An 18,716-nucleotide genomic window follows, 5' to 3' on the forward strand; every position below is an offset into this window, starting at 1 on the left:
GCACGATGCGCGTTGGCACTTATACACTGAGACTTAAAAATCATCCACGGATTGTAGCAGGAGGTTCGGCTGTTGGCAAAAAAGAGGGAGAAGGCCCGCTGAAAAATTATTTTGACCACTGCTTTACCGATACAACCTTAGGAGAAAAGAGCTGGGAAAAAGCGGAAAGCGATCTGCAGCAGGAAGCGGTAAAAAGCGTTCTAGAGAAATCAGGAATTAAGCCTAGTGAAATTCAGTATCTGTTTGCGGGAGATCTGCTCAACCAGTGTATTTCTTCTGTTTTTGGATTGAGAAGTATGAATATCCCGTTTTTGGGGCAGTATGGCGCCTGCTCCACTATGGCGCAGACATTGGGGCTTGCGGCGGTCTTTGTAGACAGCGGACTTGCGCAAAACGCACTGGCAGTGACCAGCAGCCACTTTTGTTCGGCAGAACGGCAGTTTCGATTCCCGCTGGAATATGGGGGGCAGCGAACCCCTACTGCACAGTGGACCGTAACCGGCGCGGGAGCACTTTTGGTGGGACAGAAAGGAAATGTCTCGATAGAAGAAGTGACTTTCGGCAGGATGGCTGATCTGGGAGTCAAGGACGCTGCCAATATGGGAGCGGCAATGGCACCGGCTGCAGCACAGACAATTGAAGATTATCTAAAGGATACCGGGAAAAAGCCCGAAGATTTTGATTTGATTCTTACCGGAGACTTAGGACAGGTCGGCAGTACTTTACTGAGAGAGATTCTCAATCAAGATGGAATCGATGTTGAACGTCAGCAAAATGATTGTGGGTTGATGGTTTACGATCGTCAAAATCAAGATGTCCATGCAGGGGGTTCCGGCTGCGGATGCAGTGCTGCGGTTTTTAGCAGCTATGTGCTTCAAAAAATTTCTAAAGGAGATTTGAAGCATGTGCTTTTCATTGGTACCGGAGCGTTAATGTCACCAACCTCTTCCCAGCAGGGCGAGACAATCCCAGGAGTTGCTCATTTGGTGCATGTTGCGTGGAATCCGCAGGCATAAAAAATAAAAAGAGCTGATTTTACAAGATCAGCTCTTTTTTATTGGGTTTTTGAGGGGTCCCTTAATATCCGTTCCAAGAAATCCGAAATAATGATTTCTTATTTCCGTAAAAATTCTTCCAGAGGAGAAAGATCGATTCCGGATTCTTTTTCTAAAAAGGCGTTTGCTTCTTCAGCAATCGTACGAACGCCGCCCTTAGAGTCACTTTCCATGTTGAGCGGCAGAATCGGATCGTGAACACTTAGCCGCAGAAGCATCCAGCCGTCACCGTGAGCTTTGTCAAAGGAGATGCGGATTCCCTCTCGGTTATCCGGCGCGATTGACCAGCCTTCCTGTTTTTCGGCGTAATCGGTCAGATGATCAATTACAATCTGACCCGCTTTGCGTGCATCTTCTTGGGTAATGGGGATTCTGATTTCAGAAGCTTCCTGTGGTTCAGCGAGTGGCGCAAGCAGGTCTTCCAGAGACTTTCCTTCGCAGCGAAGCGCTGCCGTTTTAATAATAATTTTTGTGACCAGATAAGCGCCGTCGTCCAAAAAGTAATTTTCCCGCATGGCGGCATGACCGCTGGTTTCGATTGCCAGAGGGCAGTCAATCCCTTCGTTATTTAACCGGATGGCTTCATTAATTACATTTTTATAGCCGCGTTTAAAGCGGTGATGAATGCCTCCGAGTGTTTTTTCAATATAATCTTTAAGACCGGTGCTGGTGATAGAATCGGTGACGACGGTTCCGCCGGGATGATTTTCGAGGGCAATGGCACTGGCGACTGCTACGAGACGATTTCGGTTGATTTCTTCTCCCAAAGCATCTACGGCGCCGCCGCGGTCCACGTCGGTATCAAAGATCACGCCAAGATCTGCTTTGACATTGCGGACTGCTTTACAGATGGATGCCATTGCTTCTTCATTTTCCGGATTCGGGATATGATTGGGGAAATGACCGTCCGGCTCCAAAAACTGGCTGCCGGAAATATCGGCGCCAAGGGGCGCAAGAACATCGGTTGCGTAAAATCCTCCTGCACCATTGCCGGCGTCAACAACGATATGCATATTTTTAAGCGGCTTCTCTGATTCAGCAATTCCAATTCCATCACAGATCATTTTGCGAAGATGGGCGGCGTAGGTTTTCATATAGTCGCAGGGAACAGCAGAACCCATTTTTTCAGGCGCTTTTTTGTCCGCCTGTGCAAGAGCCAGGACTTCTTCCAGATCAGAAGAATCTAGTCCGCCGCTGCGGGTGAAAAATTTTAATCCATTGCGGTTCCATGGGTGATGGCTTGCGGTAATTTGAATGGCACCGTCGCAAGAAAGATCCACAGTTGTCATAAACATACTGGGGGTCGAAGCAAGTCCGCAGAGAAGAATCTTTATACCGGCCCGTTTTAGTGCCTTAACGACTGCCTGCTCAATCCGATCAGCGGAAATACGCGAGTCATGTCCCAAAGAAATCGTCAGTTTATCCGGCTCCTTTTTGACTTTTTGAGAAAGCCAGACGACGAAAGCCGCTGTAATTCGTTCGATAACGGAATCCGTCAAATTGATCTTTTCATTTGGAACTCCTTCACATGCTACACCACGCACGTCAGTGCCGCTTTTTAATTCTTTCCATAAGGGATCGAGCATAAAAAATTCCTCCTATTTTGATATCCTCTCTATTATAAAGGATTGCTGCCTTTTTCTCAACTTTTTCTGCAGGGGGTCAAATTGACAAGATGTTGTTTTCAAGCCTATAATGAAAATCAAAGTAAGAGAAGAGGAGAGATGATATGCGATTTTTTGATCGGCTGTGCCGAATTATTGCGGCGGCCGTATCAGTATTGTTTTTAGGCAGTTGTGCGGCGCCGGGAGCTGTGAAGCAAACATCCTCAGGCACTTCCTCAAATATAGACATAGAGGGAAAAAGCCAAATTTATTATTTTGATGTGGGGCAGGGCGACAGCGAGCTCATTCAGCTTTCAGACGGAAAAAACATATTGATTGATACCGGAACACCAGATTGTGCAGATCAGTTGGTGCGAAGGCTTCAAAAGCTGGGGGTCAAAAAGCTGGATGCTGTGATTGGAACACACCCGCATGCAGATCATATTGGCTCTATGGCAAAAATCATTGACAGCTTTGAGATCGGAGGAGTTTATCTGCCTCGTCTGCCGAAAAGTCAGACGCCGACAACAGCAACTTATACAAAACTGCTGGAGGCTATCTCGAAAAAAGGGTGTCGTGTTACGCAGGCAAAAGCAGGGGTGGAAGTTTTAAAGGAAGGCTCAATTTCTATGGAGATGTTGGCGCCGAACAAAGAGAATTATGAAGAGATCAATAATTATTCGGCGGTCTGCATGCTGCAGATCGGCGAAAAGAAATTTCTTTTTACCGGAGATGCCGAAAAAGAGAGCGAAAAAGAAATGCTTGCTTCCGGAAGAGATTTAAAAGCGGATGTGCTCAAAGTTGGCCATCATGGAAGTGCCACCAGCACCACGGCGAATTTTTATGAAGCGGTATCGCCGAATACAGCGGTGATTTCTTGTGGAAAAGACAACAGCTATGGGCTTCCAAAAGAAAGTGTTTTAAAGCGTCTTTCAAGCGGGAATACAGAAATTTACCGAACAGATACCAGTGGGACAATCCGGGCTTCGACCGATGGAACAAACATACAGATGGAAGTTCTTCCCGATTTTTAAGTTAAAAAAAGCTCCGACCATTTTTAGTGGCCGGAGCTTCTTATTATTTATTTCGATTACTATTTAAAAACTGATCCCAGTCAAAATTATCATTGTTTTGTGGTTTTTTAGGAGAAGCTGCGCGTGCAGCTGCGTCTAGATGGTGAGAGGGAGTATATCCTTCACAATCTTCCTGGTGTCCTACGTCATTACTGTAGGACTGAATATCTTTATATGGAGTCTGTTGCGGAGAAGATGTATGAGGAGCAGCGGAGGAGTGGCGAAGCGGAATGGTGTGAGTAGACTCATCTGCATCTGCATCATTATCATAGAAATTTTTGTCGGCATAATCAGAATCGTCGTAATCTTCTTCTTCATCGTCATAGTAATCGTCTTCATCTTCATAATCTTTATTTCGGCCTTTTCCGCGGGGAGAACGGGAATACCGTATTTTTGCGCGGTGGTGCAGAATAATAAAGACAATGATGCCGATAATACCGACTGCTACCAGAATAATCCCAACCAGCATAATTGTCGGCAATGTGGTGACGATCGTCCCTGAAAAGAATCCGGAAGAGACGGAAGAACTGACCTCGCTGGAACCAGAAGCAGTTTGGCTTGCAGTGCTTGAAGAACTGGTTACTTTGCTGCTTGAGGAAGAACTGGAAGCAGCTTTGCTTGTACTGGACGAAGTTGTTTTGCTAGAGGCGTTTGAGCTGGTCAGTGTCCCAATATAGGTACCGGTTTTGTCATCGTATCCATCATGATCTTGATCGGTATAGTTTGGTGGGCCAATGTAAGCGCCTGTGTTATCATCATATCCGTCATGGTCTAAATCGGTATGGCCATTGACTGCTGCACCTGTATTATTATTTTGGGTAACAGTTTCAGCACCGTTCCCTGCCTGGGCGGTTCCAATTGCGGAATTTTGATATCCGGCACCGGGCTGTTGAGTTTCGACTGCAAATGAAGGGATCTGCATGGTACCAACCGAAAAAATAAAAATCAATGTTAGTATAAAAATTTGGAAAAACTTTTTTCGCATATCCTCTGTCAACCTCCGATTCTTAAGATTCTCTTTAAATTCGATAAAACTCCATAAATCTCTATCATATTTTTTAATATTAACACAAATAAAAGGTAAATTACAAGAAAAATTGCAGAAAAAGCGGTTAAAGATAGTTTGATTGCAATTTTATCTTTGTTTTGGTATAATAATAAAACCCTGTATAGAATGGAAGTGGAGAATATGTCTGCTGCGATTACAACAGATTCCGGCTGCGATTTATTCCCGGATTTATATCTGAAAAAAAAGGTGGATGTCATTCCGCTTTATATCACGATCGGCAATCACACTTCCCGTGACTTCTTTGAGATCAAACCGCAGGATGTATTTGAAGATTTTGCGATTACAAAGAAGCTGCCGAAAACGGCGGCTCCGGCACCTGCGGATTTTTATGAAGTCTTTAAGAAATATGTTGATGCAGGGGAAGATGTTGTTCATCTTTCCATGAATTCAAAAATGTCAGCGTCTTATCAGAATGCAGTCATTGCTGCGCAGGAGTTTAAAAATGTTTATGTGATTAATACGTTTACCATCAGTTCCGCACAAGGGCTGATGGTTTTGGATGCCTGTGATCTAAGAGATCAAGGGAAAAGCGGGCAGGAGATTGCTGCTCTAATGGAGCAGGAAAAAGATAAAATCCGTACCTATGTTTTGCTGGATACATTGGAATTTGCTTATCGCGGCGGTCGTGCCAGCAGACTGCAGACAATGGGAGCCAATCTTTTAAAGCTGCGTCCGTGCCTGCTTTTAAGTCCACGAGGAGAACTTTCCATACACAAAAAATTCCGCGGAAATTATCCGCAGGTATGCAGAGAATATGTGCGTCATGTTTTGGAAATGCCGAATATTTGCAGAGACCGTGTGATGGTTTCTACTACCGGGATGGATCAATCTTTATTGGAGAGTCTCGTGCAAATGATCAAAGATTCCGGCATTTTTAAGGAAGTTTTGCTGACGTATGCCGGATGTACCACGACTGTGCATACCGGACCCAATACGTTTGTGGTGTTTTATAAAGAAAATTAAAAACAAATGTCCCCGATACTTTTACAGTACCGGGGACATTTTTAGCTTTCAGAGGAGCTCCCAAGATTTTCTGCCAGAATATCTTTAGAGAGCATCACAAGATCCTCATAGGTGTTGAGCCCTCCGGCTCTGCGCCGGAATTCTGCAGCACCTCTAAGCCCATGCAGATACCAGGAGACGTGTTTGCGCGCTTCCTGCATGGCGCGGTGTTCGCCTTTATATTCCACCATCTTTTGAATATGCTGCAGCATGACGAGCAAGCGCTCATGAATTTCAGGTTCGGGAAAAATCCGGACGTCTTCCCGGAGACAAGCGTTGATTTGAGAAAAAATCCATGGATTTCCCATGGCGGCTCGTCCTACCATTACGGCGTCGCAGCCGGTTTGTTCCAGCATGCGCGCGGCGTCGTCGGCATGGATAATATCTCCGTTTCCAATAACCGGGATCGACACGGCTTCTTTTACTGCGCGGATGATCCGCCAGTCAGCAGAGGGTGCATACATCTGGGTTTTGGTTCGTGCATGAATCGCGATCGCACTCGCACCGGCTTCTTCGCAGATTTTAGCCACCTCTACGGCGTTTTCATGAGAGTGGTCCCAGCCTTTGCGGATTTTTACGGTGACCGGAATATCAACGGCATTTTTAACCGCTTTTACGATTTCACCGCAGAGCTGCGGCGTTTTCATCAAGGCGCAGCCGCTGCCGGAAGTGTTGATCTTAGGAACCGGGCAGCCCATATTAATATCAATGGCATCAGGAGAAAATGCCTGCGCTTTTTTTGCGGCAATCGCCATCGAAGCTGGTTCGCTGCCGAAAATTTGGATCGCACAGGGATGATCGTTTCCAAGTTTCATCAGAGAAGGTGTGTGTTTGTCGCCGTATTCCAGCGCTTTGGCACTGACCATTTCAGTGGTGCAGAAGGCTGCGCCGAAGCGCATGCAGAGTTCCCGGTATGCAAGATCGGTAACACCTGCCATTGGTGCCAAAAATGCTTTTCCATTTAATTCGAGAGTTCCAATTTTCAAAATTCGGATTCCTTCCTAAAAGTTTTCTTAAGAGCAGTAAAAGAAGTATAACACTTAATTTTTCGCTTGAAAAGTGGTATAATGATTCAAAATTGAACCTTTCAAACGGAGGACTGTATGAAAATTCTGGTATTAGATGGAAACTCCATTTTAAATCGCGCATTTTACGGGATCAAAATTCTGACGACAAAAGAAGGGCTTTACACCAATGGAATCTATGGATTCCTGACGATGTTCCAAAAGCTTTTGGATGAAGTGCAGCCTGATTCGGTGGCGATTGCTTTTGATTTAAAAGGTCCAACATTCCGGCACAAAAAATATGCGGGATATAAGGCGAACCGTCACGGGATGCCGGAAGAACTCGCGCAGCAAATGCCAACACTCAAGGAACTTTTGAAAGATTTAGGCTATCATCTTGTGACCTGTGAGGGATATGAAGCCGATGATATTTTGGGGACTTTTTCAAAAGCCTGCACGGAAAAAGAGAACACTTGTGTCATTGCGACCGGGGATCGTGACAGTCTTCAGCTTGTTGGTCCCTATACCAGCGTGCGCCTTGCTTCCACAAAATTTGGCCAACCGCAGGTAACGCTCTATACGGAAGAAAAAGTAAAGGAAATTTACGGGGTAACGCCGAAAGAAATGATTGAAATCAAGGGGCTGCAGGGAGATTCTTCCGATTGCATTCCTGGAGTTCCGGGGATCGGGCCGAAAGGTGCCGGCGAACTGATTCAGAATTATCATTCGATTGATTATATTTACGATCATTTGGACGAGCTACCAATCAAAGAGGGCATGCGCAAAAAGTTGCGGGAAGGAAAAGAGAGTGCCTATCTTTCGCGGGAGCTGGGGACAATCTGTCTGAGTGTACCGATCGATACCGACATTTCACATTATGTGCCGTTTCCCATTAAAAAAGAGGAAACGACTAGACTGATGGCAAAACTGGAGCTTTTTAAATTGATGGAAAAGCTTCAGTTGCAGAATCTTCCGGATGAGGCGCCTAAAAAGCAGGAAAAGATTGATCATGCGGTCCTTTTTCGCAACCCGGCATTGGACATGTATCTGCCGGAGCTTGAGAAAAAAGGGGAAGCGCCGCTCTTGGCTTTTTATCAGAAAGACGGCTCGATCGAAGCATTAGCTGTCGCGACCGAACGTGGTGTCTGCATCTTGGAAAATCCGGAAGACATTCGCAGCCTTTTGGAAAATCCAAAAATTCCGGTCATTACCTATGACATAAAGTCTCTGCAGAATGCTGCTGCAAAGGACGGAATCTTTTTAAAACAGGTAAAAATGGATGTGCTTTTAGCAGCATATCTTTTAGACCCCTCTGCCGCAGGATACGATTTTGACCGTCTGTGCCAGGAATATGGGGTATCGGTCTGCGAAGTGTGGAAAATGGAGAATCCGGTACCGGAAGACCTTTTGCCGGAAAATCAGAAAAAAGCAGAGCGCTTTGCACGGGTGCTTTCTCTGCCGGGACTATTTGGGGCACTTTCAAAGAAAATTGCCGAAGCCGGACAGGAAGAGCTTCTCTCTAACATTGAACTGCCGCTTGCATGGGTGCTTTCCTGCATGGAGCGGGAGGGCTTTGCAGTAGACGCCGAGGGAATCAGAAAATATGGCGAGTCCATGCAAAGCGATATCGAGACCATTCAAAAAGGAATTTTTGAGGAAGTCGGCTATGAGTTTAACCTGAATTCTCCAAAGCAGTTGGGGGATGCGCTCTTTGTAAAATTGGGGCTGCCGCATGGGAAAAAGACAAAGAGCGGTTACTCGACCGGTGCGGCGGTATTGGAATCTTTGCAGTATGAAAATCCGGTCATTTCGGAAATCCTTCGGTATCGGAGTCTCTCCAAGCTCAAATCAACTTATTGTGACGGCTTGTTAAAAGTGATTGGCGCGGATGGAAGAATTCATTCCAGCTTCAATCAGACCGAGACCAGAACCGGCAGAATTTCGTCGACTGAACCCAATTTACAGAACATTCCGGTGCGTTCCGACCAAGGACGAGAGCTGCGGAGATTTTTTGTGGCTCGTCCCAGATGGGTGCTTGTCGATGCCGATTACAGCCAGATCGAACTAAGAGTGCTTGCTCATGTTGCAAATGATGAAAATATGCGCCAGGCGTTTTTAAACGGCGATGATATTCACCGTGCCACCGCTTCACAGGTGTTCCATATGCCGGAAGATTTAGTGACGCCTTTAATGCGCAGTCGTGCTAAGGCGGTGAACTTTGGCATTGTTTATGGAATTGGCGCTTTTTCTCTTTCGAAAGATATCGGAGTTTCCCGCAGAGAAGCCGATCAGTATATTAAAGATTATCTTGCCCACTATAGCGGCATTGATGAGTATATGAAAAAATCGGTAGAGCTTGCCAAAGAGCATGGCTATGCTGAGACAATCTTTGGCCGCCGCAGGTATCTTCCGGAGCTTCGGAGCAGCAATTTTAATCTGCGTTCCTTTGGGGAGCGGGTCGCACGGAATATGCCGATTCAGGGTGCTGCGGCAGATATTATTAAGATTGCGATGATCAAGGTGCAGAATCGACTCGAAAAAGAACACATGAAATCAAAGCTGATTTTGCAGGTACACGATGAATTGATCGTGGAAGCGCCCCGCGAAGAAGCGGAAAAGGCCACGTCTCTTTTAAGAGAAGAGATGGAAGGCGCGGTCGCGCTTTCTGTTCCGATGGTGGCAGAGGCAACAATTGGAAAAACATGGTACGAAGCAAAGTCCTAAGGAGAAGAATATGGGGTTTATCTGTCCAATCTGTAAAGATCCGCTGTTTTATGCGGAGAAAGAGCATGCCTTTCGCTGCCAAAAAGGGCATAGTTATGACCTTGCTTCAGAAGGCTATCTTTATCTTTTGCCGCCGAATCGGAAACACAGCAAAATGCCCGGTGACGATAAAAAGATGGTGGCGGCCCGAAGGAGATGTCTGGAGCGGGGCACCTATCAAATTTTTGGGGATGCTTTAGATCAAATTGCTTCCCGCTATCTTTCCCAAAAGAATTCCCCAGTGATCCTTGATGCCGGCTGTGGAGAGGGTTGGTACACGAACGGTTTAAAAGAATCACTTTTGCAGGAGGGCAAAACGCCTCTTGTTTTTGGTTTCGATATTTCAAAATTTGCCATCAAGGCGGCTGCAAAACAGTATCCTGGGATTTCTTTTGCAGTGGGGAGCAGCTTCGAGATCCCATTTTCCGATTGTGGCGCCGACTTTTTATTGGATGTCTTTTCTCCGGTGATGCCGCAGGAATTTCTGCGGGTGGTAAAACCGGGCGGAATCTTTTTGCTGGCAGTGCCGGGAGAGCGCCATCTTTTTGGCTACAAAGAGATTCTATATGAACACCCCTATGAAAATGAGCACCGCGAAACACAATACGATGGTTTTTCCTTTTTGGAGCGAATTCCGGTGCGCGGAGAGCTGAAGCTCGATGACAAAGAAGCAATCATGGATCTGTTTGCAATGACGCCTTATGCGTGGAAAACGCCCAGAGAAGGAATTGAACGTTTGGAACAAACAGAGACACTCAAAACAGAAATTGCATTTGATTGGATCGTTTACCGGAAAGATTAGGGGGGAGAAGCGATTGATTCGATTGAACCCGATGGAGGAAAAACACATTTCGGCTCTTGCTAAAATAGAAAAGCTATGTTTTTCCGCACCATGGACAGAAGCAGGACTGCGGGCGGAATTAGAAAGCAGTACGGCTGTTTTTCTGGTGGCAGAAGAAGATGAAACGGTCTGTGGATATGGTGGGATGCACTTTGTTTGCGGAGAAGGGTATGTAGATAATATTGCGGTACATCCGGATTTTCGCCGGAAAGGTATCGGAGAAATGATTACGAAGGGGCTTCTTCAGTATGGAAAAGAGCATGAGGGCAGCTTTATTTCATTAGAAGTCAGGCCATCTAATTGGGCGGCGGTCAGCCTTTATCAAAAACTGGGATTTCAAAAGAATGGGGTACGAAAACAATTTTATACAAATCCGTCGGAAGATGGGTGGATTTTTACGAAATTCTTAAAAAAAGATTGATTTTGGCTTTAAATTAGGATTCGCAACCAAAAGTTGCGCCATTTGAAAAGTAGAATTGCTGGTCGCAACCGAATCTTTTATGTTATTTTTAAAACACAAAATCAATTAGAAAAATCAGGAATGGAGTACAATCAATGAATATTGAGATTGCAAACCGAATGGTGCAGCTGCGGAAGAAGCAGGGACTTTCCCAGGAGGAATTGGCAGAAAAACTTGGAATCAGCCGACAGGCGGTTTCTAAATGGGAGCGGGCCGAGTCTTCTCCCGACACAGATAATCTGATTCTGCTCGCGCGGCTGTATCAGATTTCTTTGGACGATCTGCTTAAAACAGACGGACCCGTTGAAAATCGTGATCCGGAAGGAATCGTGGGAGAAAAAGAGGAAAAGATCTCTTTGGAACTGCCAAAAGTGCCGGGCCAAGAAGAAGCTTCTGCTGCGGAAAATTTGCAAAAAGGAGAGGAGCCGGCTCTCGAGATGCCTTCTGAAGAATCGGTAAAAGAAGCGGCGGAGCGCCTTCAAAAGCAAGCGGAACAAATGAGAAATGCGGCAGCTAATTCCTATGGACAAAACACGGAACAATCACAGCCGCAGCAGTCGGCAGAAAAATCAGAGCCGGATTTTTCGCAGGGATCCGTTGTTTATTCGGACCCTATTCCTGAAGAGCCCCGCAGGCATTCTATTTCTAATCAGATGATTGGAATTTGTGTTGTGGCGCTTTTGATTTGTATTGTGCTGTGGATATTTTTAAATATAAAATGGGTTTTGGTTCTCGGCTGTATCGTCCTTTGTCCGATTATCGCCAGGGTTTGTCATCTGGAAGGGGTTTATCCCGTCTTGATCACAATTCTTTATTTGGTACTTGGCTTTCTTTTTGACCTTTGGCATCCGGGCTGGATGTTATATCTGACCATTCCAGTTTTTTATGCATGGGTTGGCAATCAGAAAAAGAAAAATTGATTTTCTGGTCATTTTCAAAAGAATATGATAAAATAAAAAACTGAGTATGGAGAAAATCACATACTCGGTTTTTTATTTATTTTGAGCAGAATAAAGGAGATACGATCCTATGAGGATTTTAGCATTGGAAAGCAGCTGCGATGAAACTGCCGCGGCAGTTGTGGAAGACGGAAGAAAGGTGCTTTCGAGCGTGATAGCGTCGCAGGTAGAAGAGCATAAGCTCTATGGCGGGGTTGTGCCGGAAATTGCCTCTCGCAGACACTGTGAGGCAGTGGTGCCGGTAACAGAACAGGCGCTGGAACAGGCGGGCATGACGCTTTCTGAGGTAGACGCGATTGCCGTGACCTATGCGCCGGGATTGATTGGTGCTCTTTTAGTAGGTGTCAATTTTGCGAAGGGACTCTGTATGGCTTCCGGAAAGCCGCTGATTCCGGTCCATCATCTCAGAAGTCACATTGCGGCAAACTATCTGACTTCACCGGAGCTTACTCCGCCGTTTCTCTGTCTGGTGGTTTCGGGCGGACATACCCACCTAGTAGAAGTTCGGGATTATACGGATCTTCGTGTTTTGGGACAAACCAGAGATGATGCCGCCGGAGAGGCATTTGATAAAGCTGCCCGCGCAATGGGATTGCCTTATCCTGGCGGAATTGAACTGGATCGGCGCGCCGAAGAAGGAAATGAGAATGCTTTTCGCCTGCCGCACCCAAGAGTAGACGGGGCTCCGTTAGATTTCAGCTTTTCCGGATTAAAGACGGCAGTTATCAATTTGCTGCATAACGCAGAACAGCGTGGAGAAGAGGTCAATCTGACGGATTTGATGGCATCTTACCGTAAAGCGGTCGTGGATTGTTTGGAAGAAAATACGGTGAAAGCGATGGAGCAGACCGACAGTCAAAAGCTGGTGATTGCCGGCGGAGTGAGCGCTAACCGCCTTTTGCGCCGCCGGCTGCAAAGCGTGAGCGACAAACGCCATTGGCAATTTTATTGCCCGGAGATTCGCTATTGCGGAGATAATGCAGCAATGGTTGGCGCACAGGCTTACTATGAGTATCAGGCGGGGCATACTGCGGGACTTGATCTGAATGCGAAACCGGAACTTTCTATTTCTTAATCATTAATTTGGTAGATTTTATATTTTATAAAGATTACCCGCTGGGAATTCAACACAATTCACATTGATTCTAGATATCTTTTGTATTATAATAAAAATCGAATTTGAAAGGCTAAACGAGCTGGAAGGAGATTGGACTATGACTAAAAATCAGTCCGTATTGAAATGGATCGAAGAAATGAAAGCGCTGGTAACGCCGAAGGACGTCGTTTGGATTGACGGTTCTGAAGAGCAGTTGGAAGCTCTTCGCAAAGAAGCATGTACGACCGGCGAAATGATCAAACTGAATCAGGAAAAGCTGCCGGGTTGCTATCTGCATCGTACCGCTGTCAACGATGTTGCACGTGTGGAGGACCGCACTTTTATTTGTTCCAGAAAAGAAGAGGATGCAGGCCCTACCAACCATTGGATGGAGCCCCAAAAATGCTACAAGATGCTCTATGATATTGCCCGTGGAAGCTATAAGGGTCGCACCATGTATGTGATTCCTTATTCCATGGGGCCGATTGGTTCCCCATTCTCCAAAATTGGTGTGGAGCTGACCGATTCCATCTATGTAGTGCTCAATATGTCCATTATGACTCGTGTAGGCGATAAAGTCTGGGAGTCTTTGGGCGACAGCAGCGACTGGGTCAGAGGATTGCACGCAAAGTGTGATATCGACGCCGAAAAGCGGTATATCTGCCACTTCCCGGAGGACAATACCATTATTTCGGTTAATTCCGGTTATGGTGGAAATGTACTGCTGGGCAAAAAATGCTTTGCTCTGCGCATCGCTTCCTTTCTCGGAAAGAACGAGGGCTGGATGGCTGAGCATATGCTGATTCTGGGAGTACAGAATCCGAAGGGCGAGATTAAATATGTTTCTGCCGCGTTCCCGTCTGCCTGTGGCAAGACGAACCTTGCAATGCTGATTCCGCCGGAGGTCTATCGCAAGAAGGGCTATAAGGTTTGGACAGTTGGCGACGATATCGCATGGATGAGAATCGGACCGGATGGCCGTCTCTGGGCGGTCAACCCTGAAAATGGCTTCTTTGGCGTGGCGCCAGGCACCAATGCAAAATCCAATCCGAATGCGTTGGAATGCACGCACAAAGGCACTATCTTTACAAATGTTGCTGAAAATCTCGATGACAAGACCGTTTGGTGGGAAGGCCTTGACAAGAATCCGCCAGAGAACGGAGTGGATTGGAAAGGAAACCCATGGAACGGGAAGACAAGCACGGAAAAGGGTGCACATCCAAACAGCCGCTTTACTGCGCCTGCAAAGAATTGCCCGTGCGTCAGCCCTGAATTTGATAAGGGTACTGGTGTGCCGATTTCTGCAATCATATTCGGTGGTCGCCGTGCACAGACAACGCCGCTTGTTTATCAGTCCCGCGACTGGAATAATGGCGTATTTGTAGGTTCCATTATGGCTTCTGAGACGACTGCAGCTGCTACCGGTGCAGTTGGTGTTGTCCGCCGCGATCCAATGGCGATGCTGCCGTTCTGTGGATATCATATGGGAGACTATTTCCAGCATTGGATTGACATGGGCGAAAAGCTTGGAGACAAAGCCCCGAAGATTTTTAACGTTAACTGGTTCCGCCTGGATCAGGACGGACACTTTATCTGGCCTGGATTCGGTGATAACCTTCGTGTGCTTGAATGGGTTCTTGCACGCTGCGAAGGAAAAGCCGATGCAGTAGAGACGCCGATCGGATTTGTGCCGAAGGCGGAGAATATTAACCTGGATGGCCTTGATATGAGCCGCGAGACCCTGCAGTCCATTTTGAACGTAAATAAAGAGCAGTGGGCAAAAGAGGCAGAGGGAATTTCCGAATTTTATAAGAAATTCGGAGATAAGATGCCAAAGACACTGAAAGAAGAACTAAAGGGACTTCAAGGTCGCTTGAAATAAAAGCAATAAAAACAGCTCTCTATCTTTTTATAGATAGAGAGCTGTTTTTTTGTTAAAAAAGAAAATCATGATTGTTCCCCAATGCTTTTCATAAGAGATGGATTTTTAGAATGGAACATGATGAATGGGGCACCTTATTTTTTGTAGAACAAGTTCGGCTGTTTTTTTGGGATTTTTTAAATCGGCTTTCGCTAAAAAACTATTTTTAAAATATGGGAATTACTGGAATATAGGCAGTACAATGGAACATGGAACGATAATTTTGTCAAATTCTTGCTCATCTTTACCAGATTGCATGCATATTTTGAAGCATTTCCTGTAATTATGAACGATTTATGAATAATCTGTTGATTTTTTTGTCAAATGAGGTATACTTAAATCTGTAATTCTTGCGGAAAATCCGCAAAAAAGATCGAGAGTGAAAGAGGAGCGTGAATACTTTTGGAAAAAATCTTCAAGCTAAAAGAGCACGGTACCAACGTAAAAACTGAAATCCTGGCCGGCCTGACAACCTTCCTTGCGATGGCTTATATTTTGGCGGTAAACCCCAGCTTGTTGGGGTTAACAGGGATGGATCAAAACGCGGTATTCGTTGCAACAGCGCTGTCTGCAGCAATTGCAACTTTTGTGATGGGCTTTTTCGCAAACTACCCGGTGGCTTTGGCTTCCGGCATGGGACTGAATGCCTATTTCACCTATTCCGTATGCCTTGGCATGGGATTGGGAGATGGCGCCTGGAGAATCGCATTGACTGCGGTTCTGGTAGAAGGCTTTATCTTCATTTTGCTTTCCCTTTGCAAATTCCGTGAAAAGATTGTAAACGGAATTCCGGAAAACCTCAAATATGGAATCACTGCTGGTATTGGCCTCTTTATTTCGATGATCGGGCTGAAAGGTGCAGGAATCATTCGGTCGGATGCTTCTATTGTTGATGGAAAAGTTTCCTCTTCTACTTTGGTTGCACTCGGTGATTTTGCTTCTCCTACCGTTGTTCTCGCTTTAATTGGTGTTATTTTGATCGGTGTTCTGACTCATTATCATGTGAAAGCTGCTATCCTTCTTGGAATTTTGGCAACTTGGATTCTTGGTATTTTTGCAGAGCTTTCCGGTTGGTATGCGGTCAACCCTGCAGCGGGAGTTTATTCCAATATCCCGTCTTTTGCAAATTACACACCATTCCCGTCGCTTGCACCGACTTTTATGCAGTTTGACTTTAATTATGTGGTACACAATCCGATGAATTTTGTCATCGTGATGTTTGCGTTTTTGTTTGTTGATTTGTTTGATACGGTCGGCACTTTAATTGGTGTTGCTTCCAAAGGAAATTTGCTGAACGAAAAAGGAGAGCTGCCGAGAGCAGGCCGTGCACTCCTTTCCGATGCAGTCGGCACTGTTGTAGGCGCATGCCTTGGTACTTCTACCGTCACCAGCTTTGTAGAATCTTCTGCAGGTGTGGCAGAAGGCGGACGTACCGGCTTGACGGCAGTGACCAGCGGCGTTTTGTTCCTGGTTGCAATTCCGCTTTATCCGATCTTTACTTCGATTCAGGGATTTGCAACAGCACCGGCTTTGATTTTTGTTGGTCTGCTGATGATGAGCAGTGTTCTGAAGATGAAGTTCTCCGGAGATCTTGCCGATGCAGTTGGCGGATTCCTTGCAATCATCATGATGCCGTTTACTTATTCCATTGCAAATGGCATCATGTTTGGAATGCTTTCTTGGGTTATCATCAAGATCTTCACTGGTAAGATTAAAGATATTTCCCCCATTATGTATGTTGTTGGTGGCTTGTTTGTTCTGCGTATTATTACGCTGGCGATGCATATCGCATAAAAAGCATTCTTTTGAAATAATCGCTTTAAAACGATGCTGTAAAAACAGCATCGTTTTTTTGTTTACAAAGCCAAAAGTAAAAATCTCCATAGCAATCAAAATGGCTCCATGCTATAATTACTTTAGAACAAGAGTGACAGGAGAGAGATAAAATGCCACGTTTTTTTATTGATACAATTCCTGATGATGAAGCGATTATTAAGGGAGAAGATGCAAAGCATATTGAGAAGAGCCTGCGCATGACCGTGGGAGAAAAAATCACGCTGTGTGATTGCTTAGGAAATGATTACCTAGGAGAAATTGCTCAGATGAACTCAGACTTTGTGCGAGTAAAAATTATGGAGATCCAACAAAGTTTTGCGGAACCGACTGTAAAAGTGACTCTTTGTCAGGGGTTGCCAAAAAATGATAAGATGGATTGGATTATACAAAAATCGGTGGAACTTGGAGTAAGTCAAGTTCAGCCGATGGAAACTTCCCGATGTGTATCGAGGCCGGATCGAAAAGCGGCGGAAAAGAAAATTGCGCGGTGGCAGAAAATTGCGCTGGAAGCTGCAAAACAGAGCGGACGAGGAATGATCCCAAAAGTGGATCCAATTGTTTCGTTTAAAGAAGCGGTTCAAAATGCGGAAGGGAAGAAAGTCCTTTTTTATGAAGGCGGCGGAGAAAAAATTCGAACGCTTTTAAGCCCGCAAGATCAGAGAGTGACGATTTTTATTGGGCCGGAAGGTGGATTTTCACAGGAAGAAGTCCAAATGGTAACAGAGTCCGGAGGCGTTCCGGCAACCCTTGGCCCCCGCATTCTCCGTACAGAGACAGCACCGCTTGCGGCATTGACAGCAATCATGATGGCAACAGATAATTTATGAGGTGAAGAAATATGAAAACGGCATTGGTAACGGGCGGCAGCCGCGGAATCGGTGCGGCGTGCTGTCGGGTCTTAGCAAAAAAAGGATTTCGGGTGGCGATCAACTATCAACATAGTAAGGAACAAGCATTGGAATTGGCAAAAGAAATTGATGGAATCGCAATTGAAGCAGATGTGTCCGATCGTGAACAGGTGGTAAAAATGTTCCAGAGGACAGGCGGCGTAGATGTTTTGGTGAACAATGCGGGAATTGCACAGCAAAAACTTTTTACGGATCTGACCGAGGAAGATTGGAGACGGATGTTTGCCGTCGATGTAGACGGTGTGTTTCATTGCTGCCAATGTGCACTGCCTTATATGATTCATGAAAAAACAGGGAGTATTATTAACATTTCATCCATGTGGGGACAAGTGGGCGCTTCCTGCGAAGTGCATTATTCGGCGGCAAAAGCAGCAGTCATTGGCCTGACAAAAGCGCTGGCAAAAGAACTTGGACCCAGTCATATTAGGGTGAATGCGGTAGCTCCAGGAGTTATCCTTACAGAGATGAATCAACAGTATAGTGCTGAAACACTTCGGGAGCTTGCGGAGGAGACACCACTGGAACGCTTGGGAATGCCGGAAGAAATTGCGCAGGCAGTTGCTTTTTTGGCAGATGAGAATTCCTCTTTTATTACCGGTCAGATCTTGGGAGTAAACGGTGGATTTGTAATCTAAAATTGAAGATCACGGCTTATTTTCTTTGGAACAATCGTTGGGAGCAGCATAGATTGTTTTAGAAGGAGGTTTACGAATATGAATTCATCGAAAATTAAATTTTATCAATGTAAAGGCAAAAGCAATTTGGTTTATCTGCAAATGCATCCAGGTTCAGTGCAGAATGAATGCGAAAACGCTTTGGAAGAAGCACCATCGAACGCAAAGGGAAGTGCCGAAAGGCATTTGCCGGTTATTACTGTCACTGGAAATACGGCCAAAGTGCATATCAGTGTGCAAGATCACCCAATGGTGGACGCACATTATATTGAGTGGATTTTTCTTGAAACGAATCATGGAGGAAAGCTTCATTGGCTTTCTCCGGGAGATCGGCCGGAAGCGGAATTTTGTCTTTCAATAGGAGAAAAAGTAACCGGCGCAGACTGCTTCTGCAATTTACACGGACTTTGGAGAAAAGAATTATAAAAAAATCCCCGACAGGAAAGATTCT

General features: G+C 45.6%; 16 protein-coding genes. 13 read left to right on the forward strand and 3 right to left on the reverse strand.

Features of this window, described 5'->3' with window-relative positions:
* The first annotated feature begins 5 nt into the window (after nucleotides 1–5).
* Nucleotides 6–1,016: a stage V sporulation protein AD gene (gene spoVAD, locus ACVS9P_RS01365; protein ID WP_452103862.1), complete on the forward strand. Its 1,011-nt coding sequence runs from the start codon at nucleotides 6–8 to the stop codon at nucleotides 1,014–1,016.
* 98 nt (nucleotides 1,017–1,114) lie between these two features.
* Here spoVAD and ACVS9P_RS01370 read toward each other — a convergent pair whose 3' ends face one another.
* The gene (locus ACVS9P_RS01370; RefSeq protein WP_452103863.1) at nucleotides 1,115–2,641 is read right to left on the reverse strand and encodes a phosphomannomutase/phosphoglucomutase; all 1,527 of its coding nucleotides are present in this window, start codon (nucleotides 2,639–2,641) and stop codon (nucleotides 1,115–1,117) included.
* Between the two features lie 143 nt (nucleotides 2,642–2,784).
* On the opposite strand from ACVS9P_RS01370, the gene ACVS9P_RS01375 reads away from it, so the two are divergent.
* Nucleotides 2,785–3,693, forward strand: a complete 909-nt coding sequence (locus ACVS9P_RS01375) for a ComEC/Rec2 family competence protein (protein ID WP_452103864.1) — start codon at nucleotides 2,785–2,787, stop codon at nucleotides 3,691–3,693.
* A 43-nt stretch (nucleotides 3,694–3,736) separates the two neighbouring features.
* Here ACVS9P_RS01375 and ACVS9P_RS01380 read toward each other — a convergent pair whose 3' ends face one another.
* A complete protein-coding gene (locus ACVS9P_RS01380; protein ID WP_452103865.1) occupies nucleotides 3,737–4,717 on the reverse strand; it encodes a hypothetical protein in 981 nt (326 codons plus the stop codon).
* Between the two features lie 204 nt (nucleotides 4,718–4,921).
* Between ACVS9P_RS01380 and ACVS9P_RS01385 the strand changes: the two genes are divergently transcribed.
* Nucleotides 4,922–5,764, forward strand: coding sequence for a DegV family protein (locus ACVS9P_RS01385; protein WP_452103866.1), 843 nt, complete (start codon nucleotides 4,922–4,924; stop codon nucleotides 5,762–5,764).
* A 41-nt stretch (nucleotides 5,765–5,805) separates the two neighbouring features.
* On the opposite strand, the gene dusB is transcribed toward ACVS9P_RS01385, so the two are convergent.
* Nucleotides 5,806–6,789: a tRNA dihydrouridine synthase DusB gene (gene dusB, locus ACVS9P_RS01390; protein WP_452103867.1), complete on the reverse strand. Its 984-nt coding sequence runs from the start codon at nucleotides 6,787–6,789 to the stop codon at nucleotides 5,806–5,808.
* Between the two features lie 117 nt (nucleotides 6,790–6,906).
* On the opposite strand from dusB, the gene polA reads away from it, so the two are divergent.
* The 10 genes from polA to ACVS9P_RS01440 all read left to right on the forward strand — a co-directional run bounded on the left by polA (nucleotide 6,907) and on the right by ACVS9P_RS01440 (nucleotide 18,691).
* Nucleotides 6,907–9,531 carry a DNA polymerase I gene (polA, locus tag ACVS9P_RS01395; protein ID WP_452103868.1) on the forward strand — a complete coding sequence of 875 codons (2,625 nt, stop codon included), beginning with the start codon at nucleotides 6,907–6,909 and terminating at the stop codon, nucleotides 9,529–9,531.
* Between the two features lie 10 nt (nucleotides 9,532–9,541).
* Nucleotides 9,542–10,372 carry a putative RNA methyltransferase gene (locus tag ACVS9P_RS01400; protein ID WP_452103869.1) on the forward strand — a complete coding sequence of 277 codons (831 nt, stop codon included), beginning with the start codon at nucleotides 9,542–9,544 and terminating at the stop codon, nucleotides 10,370–10,372.
* A 13-nt stretch (nucleotides 10,373–10,385) separates the two neighbouring features.
* The gene (rimI, locus tag ACVS9P_RS01405) at nucleotides 10,386–10,832 is read left to right on the forward strand and encodes a ribosomal protein S18-alanine N-acetyltransferase (protein WP_452103870.1); all 447 of its coding nucleotides are present in this window, start codon (nucleotides 10,386–10,388) and stop codon (nucleotides 10,830–10,832) included.
* A 134-nt stretch (nucleotides 10,833–10,966) separates the two neighbouring features.
* Nucleotides 10,967–11,791, forward strand: coding sequence for a helix-turn-helix domain-containing protein (locus ACVS9P_RS01410; RefSeq protein ID WP_452103871.1), 825 nt, complete (start codon nucleotides 10,967–10,969; stop codon nucleotides 11,789–11,791).
* 109 nt (nucleotides 11,792–11,900) lie between these two features.
* On the forward strand, nucleotides 11,901–12,905 hold the full coding sequence (gene tsaD / locus ACVS9P_RS01415) for a tRNA (adenosine(37)-N6)-threonylcarbamoyltransferase complex transferase subunit TsaD (protein WP_452103872.1): 1,005 nt from the start codon (nucleotides 11,901–11,903) through the stop codon (nucleotides 12,903–12,905).
* A gap of 139 nt (nucleotides 12,906–13,044) precedes the next feature.
* Entirely contained in the window at nucleotides 13,045–14,808 is a 1,764-nt protein-coding gene (locus tag ACVS9P_RS01420; RefSeq protein ID WP_452103873.1) for a phosphoenolpyruvate carboxykinase (GTP), read from the forward strand.
* Between the two features lie 435 nt (nucleotides 14,809–15,243).
* On the forward strand, nucleotides 15,244–16,641 hold the full coding sequence (locus ACVS9P_RS01425; protein WP_452104656.1) for an NCS2 family permease: 1,398 nt from the start codon (nucleotides 15,244–15,246) through the stop codon (nucleotides 16,639–16,641).
* A gap of 152 nt (nucleotides 16,642–16,793) precedes the next feature.
* A complete protein-coding gene (locus ACVS9P_RS01430) occupies nucleotides 16,794–17,510 on the forward strand; it encodes a 16S rRNA (uracil(1498)-N(3))-methyltransferase (protein ID WP_452103874.1) in 717 nt (238 codons plus the stop codon).
* 11 nt (nucleotides 17,511–17,521) lie between these two features.
* Nucleotides 17,522–18,226, forward strand: coding sequence for an elongation factor P 5-aminopentanone reductase (gene ymfI, locus ACVS9P_RS01435; protein ID WP_452103875.1), 705 nt, complete (start codon nucleotides 17,522–17,524; stop codon nucleotides 18,224–18,226).
* 78 nt (nucleotides 18,227–18,304) lie between these two features.
* On the forward strand, nucleotides 18,305–18,691 hold the full coding sequence (locus tag ACVS9P_RS01440) for a desulfoferrodoxin family protein (protein WP_452103876.1): 387 nt from the start codon (nucleotides 18,305–18,307) through the stop codon (nucleotides 18,689–18,691).
* The last annotated feature ends 25 nt before the right edge of the window (nucleotides 18,692–18,716 follow it).

This window comes from Caproicibacterium sp. NSD3, from assembly GCF_053613275.1.